General features: G+C 64.1%; 15 protein-coding genes, 1 tRNA gene and 1 pseudogene. 8 read left to right on the top strand and 9 right to left on the bottom strand.

Annotation, left to right across the window (positions count from 1 at the left end; translation table 11 throughout):
• Positions 1-225 precede the first annotated feature (225 nt).
• Positions 226-299 (top strand) — tRNA-Gly (locus THIX_RS18525).
• 68 nt (positions 300-367) lie between these two features.
• Complete coding sequence (gene trmB, locus THIX_RS18530) at positions 368-1,111, top strand: tRNA (guanosine(46)-N7)-methyltransferase TrmB (RefSeq protein WP_112488460.1); 744 nt, start codon at positions 368-370, stop codon at positions 1,109-1,111.
• A gap of 31 nt (positions 1,112-1,142) precedes the next feature.
• Here the strand turns inward: trmB and THIX_RS18535 are convergent, their stop codons facing one another.
• The 3 genes and pseudogenes from THIX_RS18535 to THIX_RS24985 all read right to left on the bottom strand — a co-directional run bounded on the left by THIX_RS18535 (position 1,143) and on the right by THIX_RS24985 (position 4,749).
• Positions 1,143-1,991, bottom strand: coding sequence for an undecaprenyl-diphosphate phosphatase (locus THIX_RS18535; protein WP_112487370.1), 849 nt, complete (start codon positions 1,989-1,991; stop codon positions 1,143-1,145).
• Positions 1,992-2,087: 96 nt separating this feature from the next.
• Entirely contained in the window at positions 2,088-3,347 is a 1,260-nt protein-coding gene (locus THIX_RS18540) for an NRAMP family divalent metal transporter (RefSeq protein ID WP_112487371.1), read from the bottom strand.
• Between the two features lie 125 nt (positions 3,348-3,472).
• A pseudogene (locus THIX_RS24985) lies at positions 3,473-4,749 on the bottom strand (Nramp family divalent metal transporter).
• A gap of 227 nt (positions 4,750-4,976) precedes the next feature.
• Here THIX_RS24985 and THIX_RS18550 point away from each other — a divergent pair.
• Positions 4,977-5,627 carry a protein-L-isoaspartate O-methyltransferase gene (locus THIX_RS18550; protein WP_112488461.1) on the top strand — a complete coding sequence of 217 codons (651 nt, stop codon included), beginning with the start codon at positions 4,977-4,979 and terminating at the stop codon, positions 5,625-5,627.
• Positions 5,628-5,637: 10 nt separating this feature from the next.
• Entirely contained in the window at positions 5,638-5,982 is a 345-nt protein-coding gene (locus THIX_RS18555; protein WP_112487372.1) for a rhodanese-like domain-containing protein, read from the top strand.
• 18 nt (positions 5,983-6,000) lie between these two features.
• On the opposite strand, the gene THIX_RS18560 is transcribed toward THIX_RS18555, so the two are convergent.
• The 3 genes from THIX_RS18560 to THIX_RS18570 form a co-directional block, all read right to left on the bottom strand.
• On the bottom strand, positions 6,001-7,290 hold the full coding sequence (locus THIX_RS18560; protein WP_233224627.1) for a 3-deoxy-D-manno-octulosonic acid transferase: 1,290 nt from the start codon (positions 7,288-7,290) through the stop codon (positions 6,001-6,003).
• 73 nt (positions 7,291-7,363) lie between these two features.
• Positions 7,364-8,446: a lipopolysaccharide heptosyltransferase I gene (gene waaC, locus THIX_RS18565; RefSeq protein WP_112487374.1), complete on the bottom strand. Its 1,083-nt coding sequence runs from the start codon at positions 8,444-8,446 to the stop codon at positions 7,364-7,366.
• Between the two features lie 8 nt (positions 8,447-8,454).
• Complete coding sequence (locus THIX_RS18570; RefSeq protein ID WP_112487375.1) at positions 8,455-9,831, bottom strand: phosphomannomutase/phosphoglucomutase; 1,377 nt, start codon at positions 9,829-9,831, stop codon at positions 8,455-8,457.
• Between the two features lie 123 nt (positions 9,832-9,954).
• Between THIX_RS18570 and THIX_RS18575 the strand changes: the two genes are divergently transcribed.
• The 3 genes from THIX_RS18575 to rpmG all read left to right on the top strand — a co-directional run bounded on the left by THIX_RS18575 (position 9,955) and on the right by rpmG (position 11,320).
• Entirely contained in the window at positions 9,955-10,806 is an 852-nt protein-coding gene (locus tag THIX_RS18575) for a symmetrical bis(5'-nucleosyl)-tetraphosphatase (protein WP_112487376.1), read from the top strand.
• 84 nt (positions 10,807-10,890) lie between these two features.
• Positions 10,891-11,124 carry a 50S ribosomal protein L28 gene (gene rpmB, locus THIX_RS18580; RefSeq protein ID WP_112487377.1) on the top strand — a complete coding sequence of 78 codons (234 nt, stop codon included), beginning with the start codon at positions 10,891-10,893 and terminating at the stop codon, positions 11,122-11,124.
• 28 nt (positions 11,125-11,152) lie between these two features.
• Positions 11,153-11,320, top strand: coding sequence for a 50S ribosomal protein L33 (gene rpmG, locus THIX_RS18585; RefSeq protein WP_112487378.1), 168 nt, complete (start codon positions 11,153-11,155; stop codon positions 11,318-11,320).
• A 173-nt stretch (positions 11,321-11,493) separates the two neighbouring features.
• On the opposite strand, the gene THIX_RS24395 is transcribed toward rpmG, so the two are convergent.
• The 3 genes from THIX_RS24395 to THIX_RS18600 all read right to left on the bottom strand — a co-directional run bounded on the left by THIX_RS24395 (position 11,494) and on the right by THIX_RS18600 (position 13,550).
• A complete protein-coding gene (locus THIX_RS24395; protein WP_112487379.1) occupies positions 11,494-11,712 on the bottom strand; it encodes a hypothetical protein in 219 nt (72 codons plus the stop codon).
• A 180-nt stretch (positions 11,713-11,892) separates the two neighbouring features.
• The gene (locus tag THIX_RS18595) at positions 11,893-12,246 is read right to left on the bottom strand and encodes a hypothetical protein (protein ID WP_146748636.1); all 354 of its coding nucleotides are present in this window, start codon (positions 12,244-12,246) and stop codon (positions 11,893-11,895) included.
• Between the two features lie 137 nt (positions 12,247-12,383).
• Positions 12,384-13,550: a JmjC domain-containing protein gene (locus THIX_RS18600; protein ID WP_112487381.1), complete on the bottom strand. Its 1,167-nt coding sequence runs from the start codon at positions 13,548-13,550 to the stop codon at positions 12,384-12,386.
• A gap of 190 nt (positions 13,551-13,740) precedes the next feature.
• Here THIX_RS18600 and THIX_RS18605 point away from each other — a divergent pair, with 190 nt between their 5' ends.
• Positions 13,741-14,265 (top strand): peptidylprolyl isomerase, encoded by a 525-nt coding sequence (locus tag THIX_RS18605; RefSeq protein ID WP_112488462.1) that lies wholly within the window; start codon positions 13,741-13,743, stop codon positions 14,263-14,265.

Genomic DNA, 14,265 nt, shown 5'->3' on the forward strand with positions numbered 1-14,265 from the left:
CTTTCGATCCTTGGGGGCGATTCAGGGCACCGGCAGGAAGCGCTGACGTAAAAAAAGCCACCGTGAATGTCACTGGTGGCTTTGAGTCCAGACACTACCCACGCTCAGTGGGAGCACAGTGGGAATTGCGAGGGAAACCTTGCCGGGGAAACGGTATAATCTCGGGCAAGTACAGGAAATCGCAAGCAAGCTAAGTGATTGATTTTGCTTGATTCACGTTCTCAAGCGGGCGTAGTTCAATGGTAGAACTTCTGCTTCCCAAGCAGATGGCGTGGGTTCGATTCCCATCGCCCGCTCCACCCACATTGCAGCAAAACTCTCCGGCCCGGCCGGTTTTTTTACGCCTGCCAGCCTGAGTTTCAGCGCCATGCCTGCCGCACCATCTCCCGAGCCCGTTCAGGCCGCAGCCGGTTCCACTCCGGCCAATGCGCTGCGCGCACGCGGCATACGCAGCTTCGTGTTGCGCACCGGGCGCACCACCACGGGGCAGGCGCGCGCGCTGGCGGAGCTGGGCCCGCGTTTCGTGCTGCCCTACGCATCACTCGCAGCAAATTGGGACGCGGTGTTCGGCCGGACGGCGCCGCGCATCCTGGAGGTGGGCTTTGGCATGGGCGAGGCCACGGCGCAAATCGCCCAGGCTCAGCCCGAGCGCGATTTCATCGGCGTGGAAGTGCACACGCCGGGGGTGGGCGCGCTGCTGCTGCGCATCGAGAAACTGGGGCTGGTGAATCAGCGCATCGTCCAGCACGACGCCGTGGAGGTGCTGCGCGACATGGTCGTGCCCAATGCCCTGGCCGGCGTGCATGTGTACTTTCCCGATCCCTGGCACAAGAAGCGCCACCACAAGCGGCGATTGATTCAGCCTGGGTTTGTCGAACTCGCGGCCAGCCGTCTGGCACCTGGCGGCTATCTGCATTGCGCCACGGACTGGGAGCCTTATGCCGAGCACATGCTGGAGGTGCTGTCAGCCAGTGAGAGTCTGGTGAACACCGCCGCCGGCTACGCCCCACGCCCCGCCTGGCGGCCTCTCAGCAAGTTCGAGCAACGCGGCCTGCGTTTGGGGCATGGCGTGTGGGATCTGGTGTTTGAGAAGCGCGCCATCTCTGGCTGAAACCACCAAGGGCTAAACGGGCGAGATGGTCTCAACCCGCCCAGTTGACCCAACCCATCTTGGCGGTCACCAGCACCGAGGCGCCGAACGCCAGGCGGTACCAGGCAAAGGGCACGAAGCTGTGCCCGCCCACATAGCGCAGTAGCCAGCGCACCACCACCAGCGCAGACACGAAGGACACGGCCATGCCCAGCCCGAACGCGGGAACGTCGGCAGCGCTCAGCAACGCGCGGTGCTTGAGCAGGTCGTAGCCGGTGGCGGCCAGCAGGGTGGGAATGGCGAGAAAGAAGGAAAACTCGGTGGCCGCGATGCGGCTCAAGCCGAACAGCATGCCACCGATGATGGTGGCGCCTGAGCGGCTGGTGCCTGGAATGAGGGCGAAGGCTTGCGCTGCGCCAACTTTCAAGGCATCGAGCGCAGTCATGGCCTCGACCGTGCGCACACGAATGGCATCCGCCCTGGCCGCCTGCCGCCGCTCGGCCCAGAGAATCACCAAGCCGCCAATGATGAAGGCCAGCGCCACGGGCACGGGCGCGAACAGATGGCGCTTGATGGCGGAAGCGAACACCAGACCCAGCAGGGCCGCGGGCAGAAAGGCGATGAGCAGGTTGCGGCTGAAGCGCCAGGCGGCAGTGCGCGGGGCCAGTTGGCGCGAGGTCAGGCCTTCCACCACACCGATGAGGCGCACACGGTAATGCCACATCACCGCGAGGATGGCGCCGCTCTGAATGGCAATCTCGAACACCTTGGCCTTGTCGCTCACCCAGCCCAGCAGGCTGGCGGCAAGGATGAGGTGGCCTGTCGAGGAGATGGGCAGGAATTCGGTGATGCCCTCGACCAAGCCGAGAATGATGGCGACGAATGCGGTGTGGGTGTCCATGCGGCTTGTGAGCAAAGGACCGCATTATCACGGGCGGCGCAGGCCGCCCCCAAGACCGCATTCAGCGGACTGGGCAGCTATGCAACCTGCAGGGGATCAGAACACGCCGCTCAAGCCACCATAGACCCCGAGCCCGGAGGTCAGCACCACCACGGCCAGCACCATCCAGAGATACCAGCCGCGCAGGCGGTGTTCGAGCGGCAGCGCCTTGACCGCCAAGGCCACCAGGAATCCCAGCACCAGGGGCAGCATCAGTGCGTTCATCACTTCGACGCCAACCGACAGCGCGACCAGATCGGGCACCAGCGCCACGATCAAGGCCCCACCCACCACGCCCAGCGTGAACACGATATAGAACCAGGGTGCCTCCAGGGGGCGGTATTCGAGCGAATGCTTGTAGCCTGTGACCTCACCAAAGCCCCAGGCCGCCGCCAGGGCCACGACGATGGCCGCCACCATGGCGGCACCCAGGATGCCCAGGCCGAACAGCGTGTGGCCCAGCGTCTGGCCCAGGAAAGGCGTGAGCGCCTGCGCCACCTGCCCCACGGTGTTGAGCGGGGGGCTGAGGTGCCCGGCCCACAGCGTGGCTGCGGCCACCAGCAGCACAGCGGCCATCACCACCTGGGTGAGCACGGCACCGAAAGCCGTGTCCCAGCGTGCGACGGTGTACTGCTCGGGTTTGAGGCCTTTGTCCGACACGGCGGACTGCTGATAGAACACCATCCACGGCATGATGACCGCGCCGATATTGGCGGCGACCAAATACCAGAAGCCCGAGTCATGCACCGGCACATGCGCCAGGCCCGCGAGCAACTCATGCGACTTGATCGGCGCCTGCATGGCCACCCAGATGAACACCAGCTCGAACAAACCGAGCGCAATGGCCACCCGCTCCACCCGTCGGTAACTGCCCGTCCACACAATGACCAGCAGGAAGCCGGCAGCCAGCGTGAGGCTCCAGGCACGCGGCACGCCGAATAACTCCCCCACACCTGCCACGCCGGAAAACTCGGTGAGCAGGGCTCCAACGGTGGCCACGGCCAGCCCCGTGACCGAAACCCAGGCCCACACCGGGCCGAACGTTTCGCGGATGAGTTCGCCATGCCCCTTGCCGGTGAAAATGCCCAGGCGCACGGTGAGTTCCTGCACCACATAGAGGATAGGGATCAGGATGAGTTGCAGGCTGAGCAGTTGATAGCCCCATTGCGCGCCGCTTTGCGCTGCGGTGAGCACGCTGCCGACATCGGTATCAGCCAGCATCACAACCAGGCCAGGGCCGAGCACGGCAAGAAAGATTTTCCAGCGTGTCGCGGGCAGGCCTGGACGAGGCGTGCTGGCGACGAGGGGAGAACTCATGGGCTATTCGAGTGGTGTCGTTGTCTCCGTAAATGATAATTGTTCTTGATTGGACGGCGAGTTGTTTTACCTCCCGTTACCCCTCGACGCCTGCCCGCTGCGCCACCCCGCGGCAGCATCAGCGTTCACACCATCGTGACCAGCAGCCAGGCGTTGAGCACGATGATGACCGCGGCAATCACCCAGCCCAGTGCCTGCACCCGTTGCGAATTCACCAGCGCCCCCATCAACTCGCGCCGGCCGGTGAACACCAGCAGCGGCACCAGGGCGAAAGGAATGCCGAAAGACAACACCACCTGGGAGAACACCAGCGCCCGGGTCGGGTCCACCCCCAGGGCGATCACCACCACCGCCGGCACGGTGGTGAGTACCCGGCGCAGCCACAGCGGAATGGAAAAGCCGACGAAGCCCTACATCACCACCTGGCCCGACAACGTGCCCACCACGCTGGACGATACTCCGCTGGCCAGCAGTGCCACGGCGAACAAGGCCGCCGCTGCCGGACCCAACAGCGGCGTGAGCGCCTGCCAGGCCAGCGACAGGTCGGCCATTTCGGCGCCGCGCCCGGCAAAGGTCGCGGCGGCAACCGCCAGCATGGCCATGTTGAGCAAGCCCGCAAGGCCCATGGCCAGCATCACCTCGCGGCGTGTGGCGGCCATCAGGCGCGGCTTGAGTTGATCGGCGACCACCAGGCGGCGCTGGGTCAGGCTGGATGCAGGTAGATGACATGGGGCATGACGGTGGCGCCCAGAATGCCGGCAGCGAGATACAAGCCGGCATTGCCCTCACCCCAGTTCGGCATCACCACCCCACGGGCTGCAGCCAGCCAGTCGATGCGGGACAGCAACAGCTCCACCCCATAGGCCAGGGCAATGACCGCAACCAGGCTGCCGACGGCGATCTCCAGCGGCCTGAAGCCGCGCCGCTCCAGGCCCAGAATGGCCATGACCACGACAAAGGTGAGCAGGACCGAAACCGGCATGGAAAACCCGGCGAGCAGATGAAAGCCCAACGCTGCGCCAAGAAACTCGGCCAGATCGGTGAACATGGCGACGATCTCGCCCTGCACCCAGTAAAGCCGCACCAGCGGCCGAGGCCAGTGGGCGCGAATCAACTCCGGCAGGTTGCGCCCGGTGGCAATGCCCAGCTTGGCCGAAAGCGTCTGCACCAGCATGGCCATCCCATTGGCCCACAACACCACCCACAGCAAGCTGTAGCCCAGGGTAGCGCCGGCTTGCAGATTGGTGGCGAAATTACCGGGATCGATATACGCCACCGACGCCAGGACCGCCGGACCGATAAAGGGCAGCAACGGCCGGCCTCGCCGGCGTGGCGATTGCAGCGACTGCAGCGCGGCAAGGCGGGTGCGTTGATCGAGGCGGATGGCAGCGGAACTCGGCATGATGGGGCTCTGGGACGATGTCCAAACCGTGCTGGGGTGATTTCGTTTTCATAGTTTCCTGCAATCGATAATAAAAATACATTTGATTTTTTCGATCGCTTGCATAGCTCCGCAATCTCTCTTGCATTCGCGCGGAAATGAAGTCAACGCAATGCCAGGCCGCATCTTGCAAACACCGTCTGCTTGCGCACTCTAAAATGCCTTTTTTGGCCTGCAACTTGAAAACCATGGACTTCGAACGTGCCCGTTTCAACATGATCGAGCAGCAGATTCGCCCCTGGGACGTGCTGGATCAAGACGTTCTGGATCTGCTGGGCGCCGTCAAGCGCGAAGACTTCGTGCCCGCGGCTTATCGCAGTTTGGCGTTCACCGACATGGACATTCCCTTGCCCGGCGGCGAGAGCATGTTGTCGCCCAAGCTCGAAGGTCGGCTGCTGCAGGAATTGAACGTGCGCAAACACGAATGGGTGCTGGAGGTGGGCACCGGCAGTGGCTACTTCGCCGCCCTGCTCGGCCATCGCTCCGCCCATGTGCTCAGCCTGGAGATTCACCCCGATCTGGCCGAGACCGCGCAGCACAAGCTGCGTCAGGCTGGTGTGATGAATGCCACCGTGCGCTGCATGGACGCCTCGAAGGAACTGCCCCCGGGCGAGTTCGACGCCATCATGCTGTCCGGTTCAGTCGCGCAGATTCCCGATGCGCTCGTCCAGCGGCTCAAGCCGGGCGGCCGCCTGTGCGCCATCGTCGGTCAGGCGCCGATGATGCGCGCCCAACTGCTCACGCGCACCAGCGCCGTGGAGTCCAAGGTGGTCGACCTGTTCGACACCATGGCTCCAAGGTTGCACGGCTTTCCCGATGCCCCACATTTTCGCTTTTGAGGACCCACCCATGATTCAACAAATGACCGTGAGCGAGCTGTCCACACTACTCGACGAACAACCCGAGCAACTGGCGAACTGGCAGGTCATCGACGTGCGCGAACCCTGGGAACTGGAGCGCGCCTCGATCAAGCACCCCAAGTTCCAGCACACCCACATTCCCATGGCCACCATCCCGCTGCGCCAGCAAGACGTGGACAAAACCAAGAGCATCCTGGTGGTGTGCCGCTCCGGCGGTCGCAGCACACAAGTGGCCAACTTCCTGGTGCAAAACGGCTTTGACAAGGTCTACAACCTGCAAGGCGGCATCACCGCCTGGTCGCGGGAAATCGACCCCTCGGTACCGACTTACTGACAACTCATCAGGCAGCCATCAAGCGCGTCGCGCCGGCAGATACTGCCCGATCCAGGCTGCCTGGGCTTCGGCGGCTCCACGGTGCGCCGCGCTGAACTGCAGCGCAGCTTCACGGGCCGCCCCGAGACCGCGTGCGTCTGCCAGCCACGCCGTCAAGCCTGACCACACCGCAGAGGCATCACGCGCCTGCGCCACCGCCCCGGCGGCAACGCCCTGCTCCACTGCCTGAGTGAAGTTGAAGGTGTGCGGACCCATCACCACCGGGCAGCCTTCGGCGCAGGCCTCGATCAGGTTCTGGCCACCCAGCGGCAGCAAGCTGCCACCGACAAAGGCTGCATCCGCCATGGCGTAATACGCCGGCATCTCACCCAGGCTGTCGCCAAGCCAGACCTGGGTGTCGGCCCGCGGCAAGGCCTCGCTGCGACGCACGACACGCAAGCCACGCGCCAGCAGCAGCGCGTGCACCGCATCCATGCGCTGCGGGTGGCGCGGCACCACCACGAGCAGGGCGCGCTGTAGAAGGCCTGCCGGCATGGCGTCGAGCAGCAATTCCTCCTCGGCCAGGCCTTGGTGTTCGCGGGTGGAAGCCAGCAGCAGGATGGGGCGGTTGACCAGCATTTTCCACTGCAGACCGAGTTCGCGCAGCCGGGGGTTGGAGACACGGTCGAACTTGATATTGCCGAGCACGCTGACATCGGCGATGCCGAGTTTGCGCAGACGATCCGCATCGCTCCGGGTTTGAGCGGCCGCTGCCGTCAACGATCCGAAGGCCGAGCGCGCCAGGCTGGTCCAGGCGGCCCAGCGCGCCGCGCTGCGGGCGGATAGACGAGCATTGGCCAGCAACAGCGGCGTGTTGAGCCCGGCGCAGACCTGCGCCAGATTGGGCCAGACCTCGGTCTCCATCAGCACCCCCAGGTCCGGGCGAAAGTGGAGCAGAAAACGTCGCATGGGTCCGGGCAGGTCATAAGGCAGCCAGACCTGGACATCGCCTTCGCGCAGCAGCGCGACGCCTGCTTCCCGGCCGGTTGCCGTCATGTGCGTCAGCAGCAGTCGCAACCGGGGATGTTGCGCGCGCAAAGCGTCCAACAAGGGTTGCGCGGCTCGCGTTTCTCCGAGCGAGACGGCGTGCAGCCACAGCACCGGGAGGCCATCGCGCTTCGCATCTGGCTTGCGGCCATACCAGCCCAGGCGCTCGGCCAGATGCCCACGGTAGAGGGGCTCGCGGCGTGAACGCCAGATGAGCCGCAGCATCGCGAGCGGCACGATGAAGCGCCAAGCCAGGGTGTAGAGACGGAGCGCAAATGGCACCATTCGCGTCATTCGCCCAGGCATCATCAACTCAGGCCGACGCCATCAGCACGCGCTGCCTGCATGCCGCGCTTCAAGCCCATGCTGCGGGCGCGACCGGTTGGTCGGGCGCGGAAAGCACCGCCGCAAGCGGCAAGCCGAGCAGACTCGTTACCGCTTGCATGACATCGTTCAACAGCGGCGGCTGGTCATCGTCACCCAGGCTGCGCCATGGCCCAGCCGATTCGAATTCGACACTGCGCGGGGATGAGCCGGTGTAGACGGCCACTGCGGGGGTGCCGACAGCGGCGCCCAGATACAGCAAGCCGGTGTCGACACCGACAACCAAGGCGGATGCAGCGAGAACCTGCATCCAGACATCGAGCCCGAAGGCCTCGGGCGCCGCCATCGCCCCATCTTCGATGGCTTGTGGCGGGCCGCCGCTTTCCGCGCCGGGCTTCGTCAGCGTGGCGTTCACCTGCGCGGCCAGGCGCTCGGCGCGCTCCCGCTCGATGGCGTTGCCCCATGCAAACACACTTGCGATGTCATGCTGATGCAACCACCGAGCCAGCGCAACCCACCGGTCCTCGGCCCAAAGCTTGCGCGGCTTGGCCGTGGCCGACAGCAGTACCGCAAAGGACCGCACACCCGGCAGCCAGGCAGGACGCTCGGCCTGCACCTGCAAGCCATAGCGCGGCGGACCGGACGGTGCGTAGCCCAAGGCCCAGGCGGCAAGTTGACGGTAGCGCGGCACGGCAGCTTCGGTGCGGCGCAGCGGCGTCTTCATGCGTCGGTCGTAAAACAAGGGGGCCAGGGGCTCACGCGAAGATGCCCAGGACAGACCGATGTGCGGACCACGCGCTACTCGGGCGAGGAGTGCACTTTTCACCAGGCCCTGCAGGTCGATGACGGCGTCAAAACGAAAGTTCCGCAGGCTGCGCACCATGGCGCGCCACTCCTCGCGCGTTTCTGTAGACCCGAGATTTTTGCGCCAGCGTCTCAGGGCGAGTGGAATGATTCTGTCAACCGCCGGATGCGCCTGCACCAAGGGGACGTAGGCCTCCTCGACCAACCAGTCGACCTGCGCACCGGGGAAAGCCGCCTTGATGTCGCTCACCACCGGAAGGGCGTGGACGATGTCCCCCATGGAGCTGGTCTTGACCAACAGAACGCGCATCGGGTTTGTCAAAACGGCAATTTCAGCGCGGGGTCCAACGCGTGCAATGCGGCGCGGAATTCGCCCTGGATACGTGCCAGGGCCGCGGTGGTCTGGCCTTCGAAGCGCAGCACCACACAAGGCGTGGTGTTGGAGGGGCGGGCCAGGCCGAAGCCATCGGCATACTCGGCACGCACGCCGTCCATGGTGTGCAGTTGGACTGCGCCGGGGAATTTGGCTTCGCGCAGCAGGCGTTCGCAAAGCACGAAGTTGGCGCCCTCGGCGGTATCGAGTTTGAGTTCGGGGGTGGAGACGGAATCGGGCAAAGCCAGCAAGTGGGCTTCGGGATCGGCCACGCGCGCCAGCAATTCCAGCAAACGGGCGGCGCCATATTGCGCATCGTCGAAGCCGAACCAGCGATCCTTGAAAAAAATATGCCCGCTCATCTCGCCGGCCAGCGGCGCCTGCACCTCTTTCATGCGCGCCTTGATGAGCGAATGCCCGGTGCGCCACATCATCGGTTCGCCGCCATGCTTGCGCACCCAGGGACCGAGGTTGGCGGTGCACTTGACGTCGAAAATGATGGGGGCGCCAGGGTGGCGCGTGAGCACGTCGGCCACATAGAGCATGAGCTGGCGATCGGGCCAGATGACGTGGCCGCGCTTCGTGACCACGCCGAGCCGGTCGCCATCGCCGTCGAAAGCCAGGCCGATTTCGGCGTCGGTGTCGCGCAGCACGCGCTGCAGATCTTCCAGGTTGTGCGGATCCGCCGGGTCGGGGTGATGGTTGGGGAAGGTGCCGTCCACCTCGCAGAACAACTCGGTGACCTCGCAACCCAGCCGACGCAACAAGTCGGGCGCAAAGGCGCCGGACACGCCGTTGCCGCAATCCACCGCCACCTTCAGCGGGCGCGCCAGCTTGACGTCCTGCACGATGCTCTGCAGGTAGGGCTCGACCACGCTGGCATGACGCAAGCCACCCGCACCCGTGGCGTACTGCTCGGACTGCGTCAACTCGCGCAGACGGGCGATGTCCTTGCCATGCAGGGCGTCGCCGCCCAGCACCATCTTCAGGCCGTTGTACTCGGGTGGATTGTGGCTGCCGGTGATCTGGATGCCGTTGGGCACATCGCTGGTGGCGCAGGCGTAATACAGCATCGGCGTGGCGTTCATGCCGATGTCGATCACATCCAGCCCACCCGCGCGCAGGCCGTTGGCAAGTGCGGCGCCCAGCGCAGGCCCGGAGTTGCGGCCGTCGCGGCTGACGTACACCGCGCCCTGGCCCAGTTCGCGCGCCAGCGTGGCGTAGGCGTGGCCAATGTGCTCACACGCCATCTCGGTCAGGCTGCGGCCGACGATGCCGCGAATGTCGTAGGCCTTGAACAAGGTGGGGTCGAGTTGCGCCATGGCGGGTCGTTTCGGGGGCAGGCAATGGAGATGACTTCGCAAGTACGGCTTCACCGAAATCACTCAGCCATCGGGAAGCCAGCAGCCGTCGTACTTTGACAGTTGCAGCTATTCTAGGAAGCCATGGCCATCTATCTGATTGGAGACTTGCAAGGCTGCGACCAAGCCTTCGCTCGCCTGCTCGACTTCATTGCCTTCGACCCGGCGCATGACCGCCTCATCGTGTTGGGCGACGCCGTCAACCGCGGAGCCGGCTCGCTCGCCGTGCTGCGCCGGCTCATGGCGTTGGGCGATGCCGCACAGTGCCTGCTGGGCAACCATGATCTGCATCTTTTGGCCGTGGCCCATGGTGTGCGCAAGGCCCACCGGACGGACACCTTGCAGCCCATCCTCGATGCGCCTGACCGAGACGATCTACTCGACCGTGTGCGCCACTGGCCACTGGCCTTGTTCGAGCATGGCTGGCTGCTGGTGCATGCCGGCGTGCTGCCGCAGTGGACTTGCGAGCAGACCCTTCAACTCGCCAGCGAAGTGCAGGAGCAACTGCGCGGCCCGGATCTGGCCGGCTTTCTGCGCGAGGTCTTCGGCAATCAGCCCGACCGCTGGAGCGACATGCTGCAGGGCCCGGAGCGCTGGCGCATCACCATCAACGCCTTGACCCGGCTGCGCTTCATCGACACCTCGGCCCATGCCGCAGGAAGCATCGACTTTCATTTCAAACAGGAAGTCGACCGTGCACCGCCGGGCCTGGTGCCATGGTTCCTGGCGCCCGGACGACATACGGAAAACACACCCATCGCCTTTGGCCACTGGTCCACGCTTGGGCTGCACTGGGCCAACAATGCACTATGTTTGGACAGCGGCTGCCTCTGGGGCGGCAGTCTCACCGCCATCCAGCTCCCAGCACCGGGACAAAACTGGCTGCAAACCCACGCGGTTCCCTGCCAGAGAGAACTGAAGCCGTCGCCTCTTTGACGCCCTGCCGGGTCCGGCTTTGAAATGGGGCCGAAACGTTGTATAATTTATGGTTTGTTTTCATTCATATAGGTGGAGTGCTCCATGGCACGGGTCTGTCAAGTAACCGGCAAAGCGCCGATGGTGGGCAACAACGTTTCCCACGCCAATAACAAAACCAAGCGTCGTTTCCTGCCCAACCTGCAATACCGCAGAATCTGGGTCGAAAGCGAAAACCGCTTCGTGCGCCTGCGCATCTCGAATGCAGGGTTGCGCCTCATCGACAAAGTCGGCATCGACACCGTGCTGGTCGATCTTCGCGCGCGCGGCGAAGTCTGAGCACTGAACAGGACAGGAGCAAATCACCATGGCCAAGGGCGGACGTGAAAAAATCAAGCTGGAATCCACTGCTGGAACCGGCCACTTCTACACCACCACCAAGAACAAGCGCATCCAACCGGAAAAGATGGAAATCATGAAGTTCGATCCGGTGGCGCGCAAGCATGTTTCTTACAAGGAAGGCAAGATCAAATAAGTCTTGCGCTTGCAACCGAGCCCACAAGCTCGGCAACAAAAAAGCCCGCTGTCATCGACACGGGCTTTTTTGTTGCCTGCCTTGACGAAACACATCAAAGAGCAACAACCCCCGATAAAAAAGCCAGCTTGCGCTGGCTTTGGTTCGAAGCGAAAGAATCGCGCCGAGGTTGCTTACTTGCTGGCAGCGCTGGCGGGAGCGGATGCAGCAGGCGCCGAAGCAGCAGCAGGAGCGGCGGCCGAAGCAGGAGCGGAAGCAGCGGGAGCCGAAGCGGCAGCAGGAGCCGCAGCCGAAGCGGGAGCAGAAGCAGCAGGAGCAGCTTCTTCTTTCTTACCGCAAGCAGCCAGGGCCAGGGCAGCGATCATGGAAGCCAACAGAAGGGACTTTTTCATTTGTTTCCTCAAAGCGTCAGACAGATCAAACGGGCGATTGAAATCGGTGGATTCCGGGAATGGTAAAACGCATGAACCCTCATGCCACAAGGGCCATGTCAAGTTCAGTTGAAAGTATAGCGCGTGCTCGGGTTTCCCCCGGTAGCTGCATTTGAGAAAACCAATCTTGTTGCGAAAAATTCACAACCCAAGGACATGTGCCGGAAAGCCTGGATCAGACAGGGCCCAGGCTTGGTCAAACCGTTCAAACGCCGCATGAAGCCGCCCTCCGGAACACTGGGATGCGCGCCGATGGCCATCACTGGGGATCGCCACGAGTCCTCGTTCAGGCATGAGCAAACACTCGGCAGGCGCGGCGAGATCTTCGGGCAGTTCACGACAGTCGATCAAATGCGAGAACCGCACGCGCCACTGGGTAAATCGCGCCTGGTCGCGCTGCACGATGTCGAAGCGACGTGCCAACATGCGGATGCTGGGATGCTTGCGCTGCAGACCCCAGGCGTCGAGGGCGTTGACGAGTTCGAGTTGGTTCAACGGCCAGTCGGCATAGTCAGCGCTGTACATGCTGAAGGTCTGTCCTGGTGCGCTCAATAACTCGGCGATGGCCCGCTGCCAGGCGCTGAGGCCTGAGATGGCCGTCGCAGCCGAGTTCGTGCTTTGTGCTGCCGAAGTCATCGGTGCTCCGCCGCCGTGGATGGATGCGCCCATCCCTGTTCGCACCATTGCAGGAGCACAGCCTGCTCGGGTGCGGTCGCGCCTTTCCAGTCCTGCGAGCTGAGCTGACGTCGATCCGCCAGTCGGCGCAACAGGCTGGAGCGGGCCAGGGGCGATGCAAGCCGCTCACCATTGATCAACACGCTGGCCGAGGCATAGAGCATGCGGCTGCGTCGATCCAGCCGCAGCCCGCCGCGGGCGCAAGCGCGAGCCAGTTGCGCGGCGGACTGCCTGCTGGGATCGAACCAGACGAGCTGCTTGGGCTCGGTGAGCAATTCGCCGAGCGCGGCTTCGAACTCACGCTTGCCGGGTTTGAGCCGGACAAATGCTGCTTGCAAAAATTCGACCATGGCGCCTGGCAAACGCGCGGGGGCCCTTGCTGCAAGCGTGTCGATCCGGCCCCGGTCGCTGTAGCGTGGCCCGGGCTTCAGGTCCTCCGCCAGCTTCCACAGCAGTTGCCGCAGCAACTCATCGGCGGGTGGTGCGCGAAAGCCGATGGAGTAGGTCATGCAGGGTCCGATGGCAACGCCATCATGGCCCCAGCCTGGAGGCAGGTAGAGCATGTCCCCTGGGTCGAGCAGGTGGTCGGTGTCGGGAACGAAGTCCACCAGCAGCTTCAAAGGTTGGTCCGGCTCGAAGCGCGGCGTGCGCACCGGGCCGATGCGCCAGCGGCGCTGCCCTTCGGCCTGCAGCAGAAACACGTCATAGGCATCGACATGCGGACCCACGCCGCCACCGTCGCTGGCCCAGGAAATCATCACATCGTCCAGGCGCGCATCGGGGATGAAGCGAAACCTGGCGAGCAATTCGGCAACCGCGTCGTCCAGCGCATCGACTCCCTGCACCAGCAGGGTCCAGTCGGGCTGGCGCAAGGCGGGCAGGCTGCGGCGGGTGAAAGGACCGTGCTTGAGATCCCATTTGCCGGCAGCCTGGCGCCGGATCAGACGCGATTCGACAGCGTCGTCGCTCGCGAGATCGAACAACTCGGCCCGGCTCAACAAGGGCTTGAAACCCGGGACGGCCTGGCGCAGGAGCAAAGGCTTGCGTTGCCAATGGCGCTGCAGAAACCGTTCGAGACTGATGCCGGCCAGGGGCCAGGCAGCGGGTTGGGTGAGGAGGTTCATACCGGGACTGCGCTGAGGAGGTGCGGGAATGCTGACGCGGCCGGGCTCGACACCCGCACTGGACTGCATCATTCGAGTTTAGCTTTCATGCGAGCAGACGCTAAGCTTGCAGCATCAACCCGTTGTGGCCGCGCCCGTGCGCTCTTCGCGCCATTCCCCTTCTGACAGCCGCATTCAGCACGTTTCCACCATGCAAGCCGCCCCCGATACCGTCGTGTCCCTGTCCTGGCATCTGACCGACGCGCAGAACGAACCCATTGCCGAGCATGAAGACGGCACGGACTTTTACGTCGGCGGTGCCGATCTGCTGCCCGCCATCTCGCAAGATCTGATGGGCAAGCAGGTTGGCGACAGCGGTCAATTGCAGATCGAACCGCATGACGCGTTCGGCGACTACGAGCCCGATCTCCTGCGCCTCGAAGAGCGCAAGCTGTTTCCGGACGTGCTTGAGCCCGGCATGCAGTTCGAGCATCTGCCCGCTGGCTGCGCACCGGGCGCGCCAGGCGCCTTGTACACCGTGACCGACATTGCCGACGACAAGGTGGTGCTCGATGGCAACCACCCGCTGGCCGGCATGGCCTTGCGCGTGCACTACACCATTCTGGAAGTGCGCGAGCCCGACCCGGACGAGCGCGAGGCGCAAAGCGCCCACCTCGACGATGTCGACAGCGGCATGTTCTTCGCCGGCATGCCCCGCAACGTGAACAGGCCCTAG

Origin of the sequence: Thiomonas sp. X19 (assembly GCF_900089495.1) — a bacterium.
GTDB lineage: Bacteria > Pseudomonadota > Gammaproteobacteria > Burkholderiales > Burkholderiaceae_C > Thiomonas_A.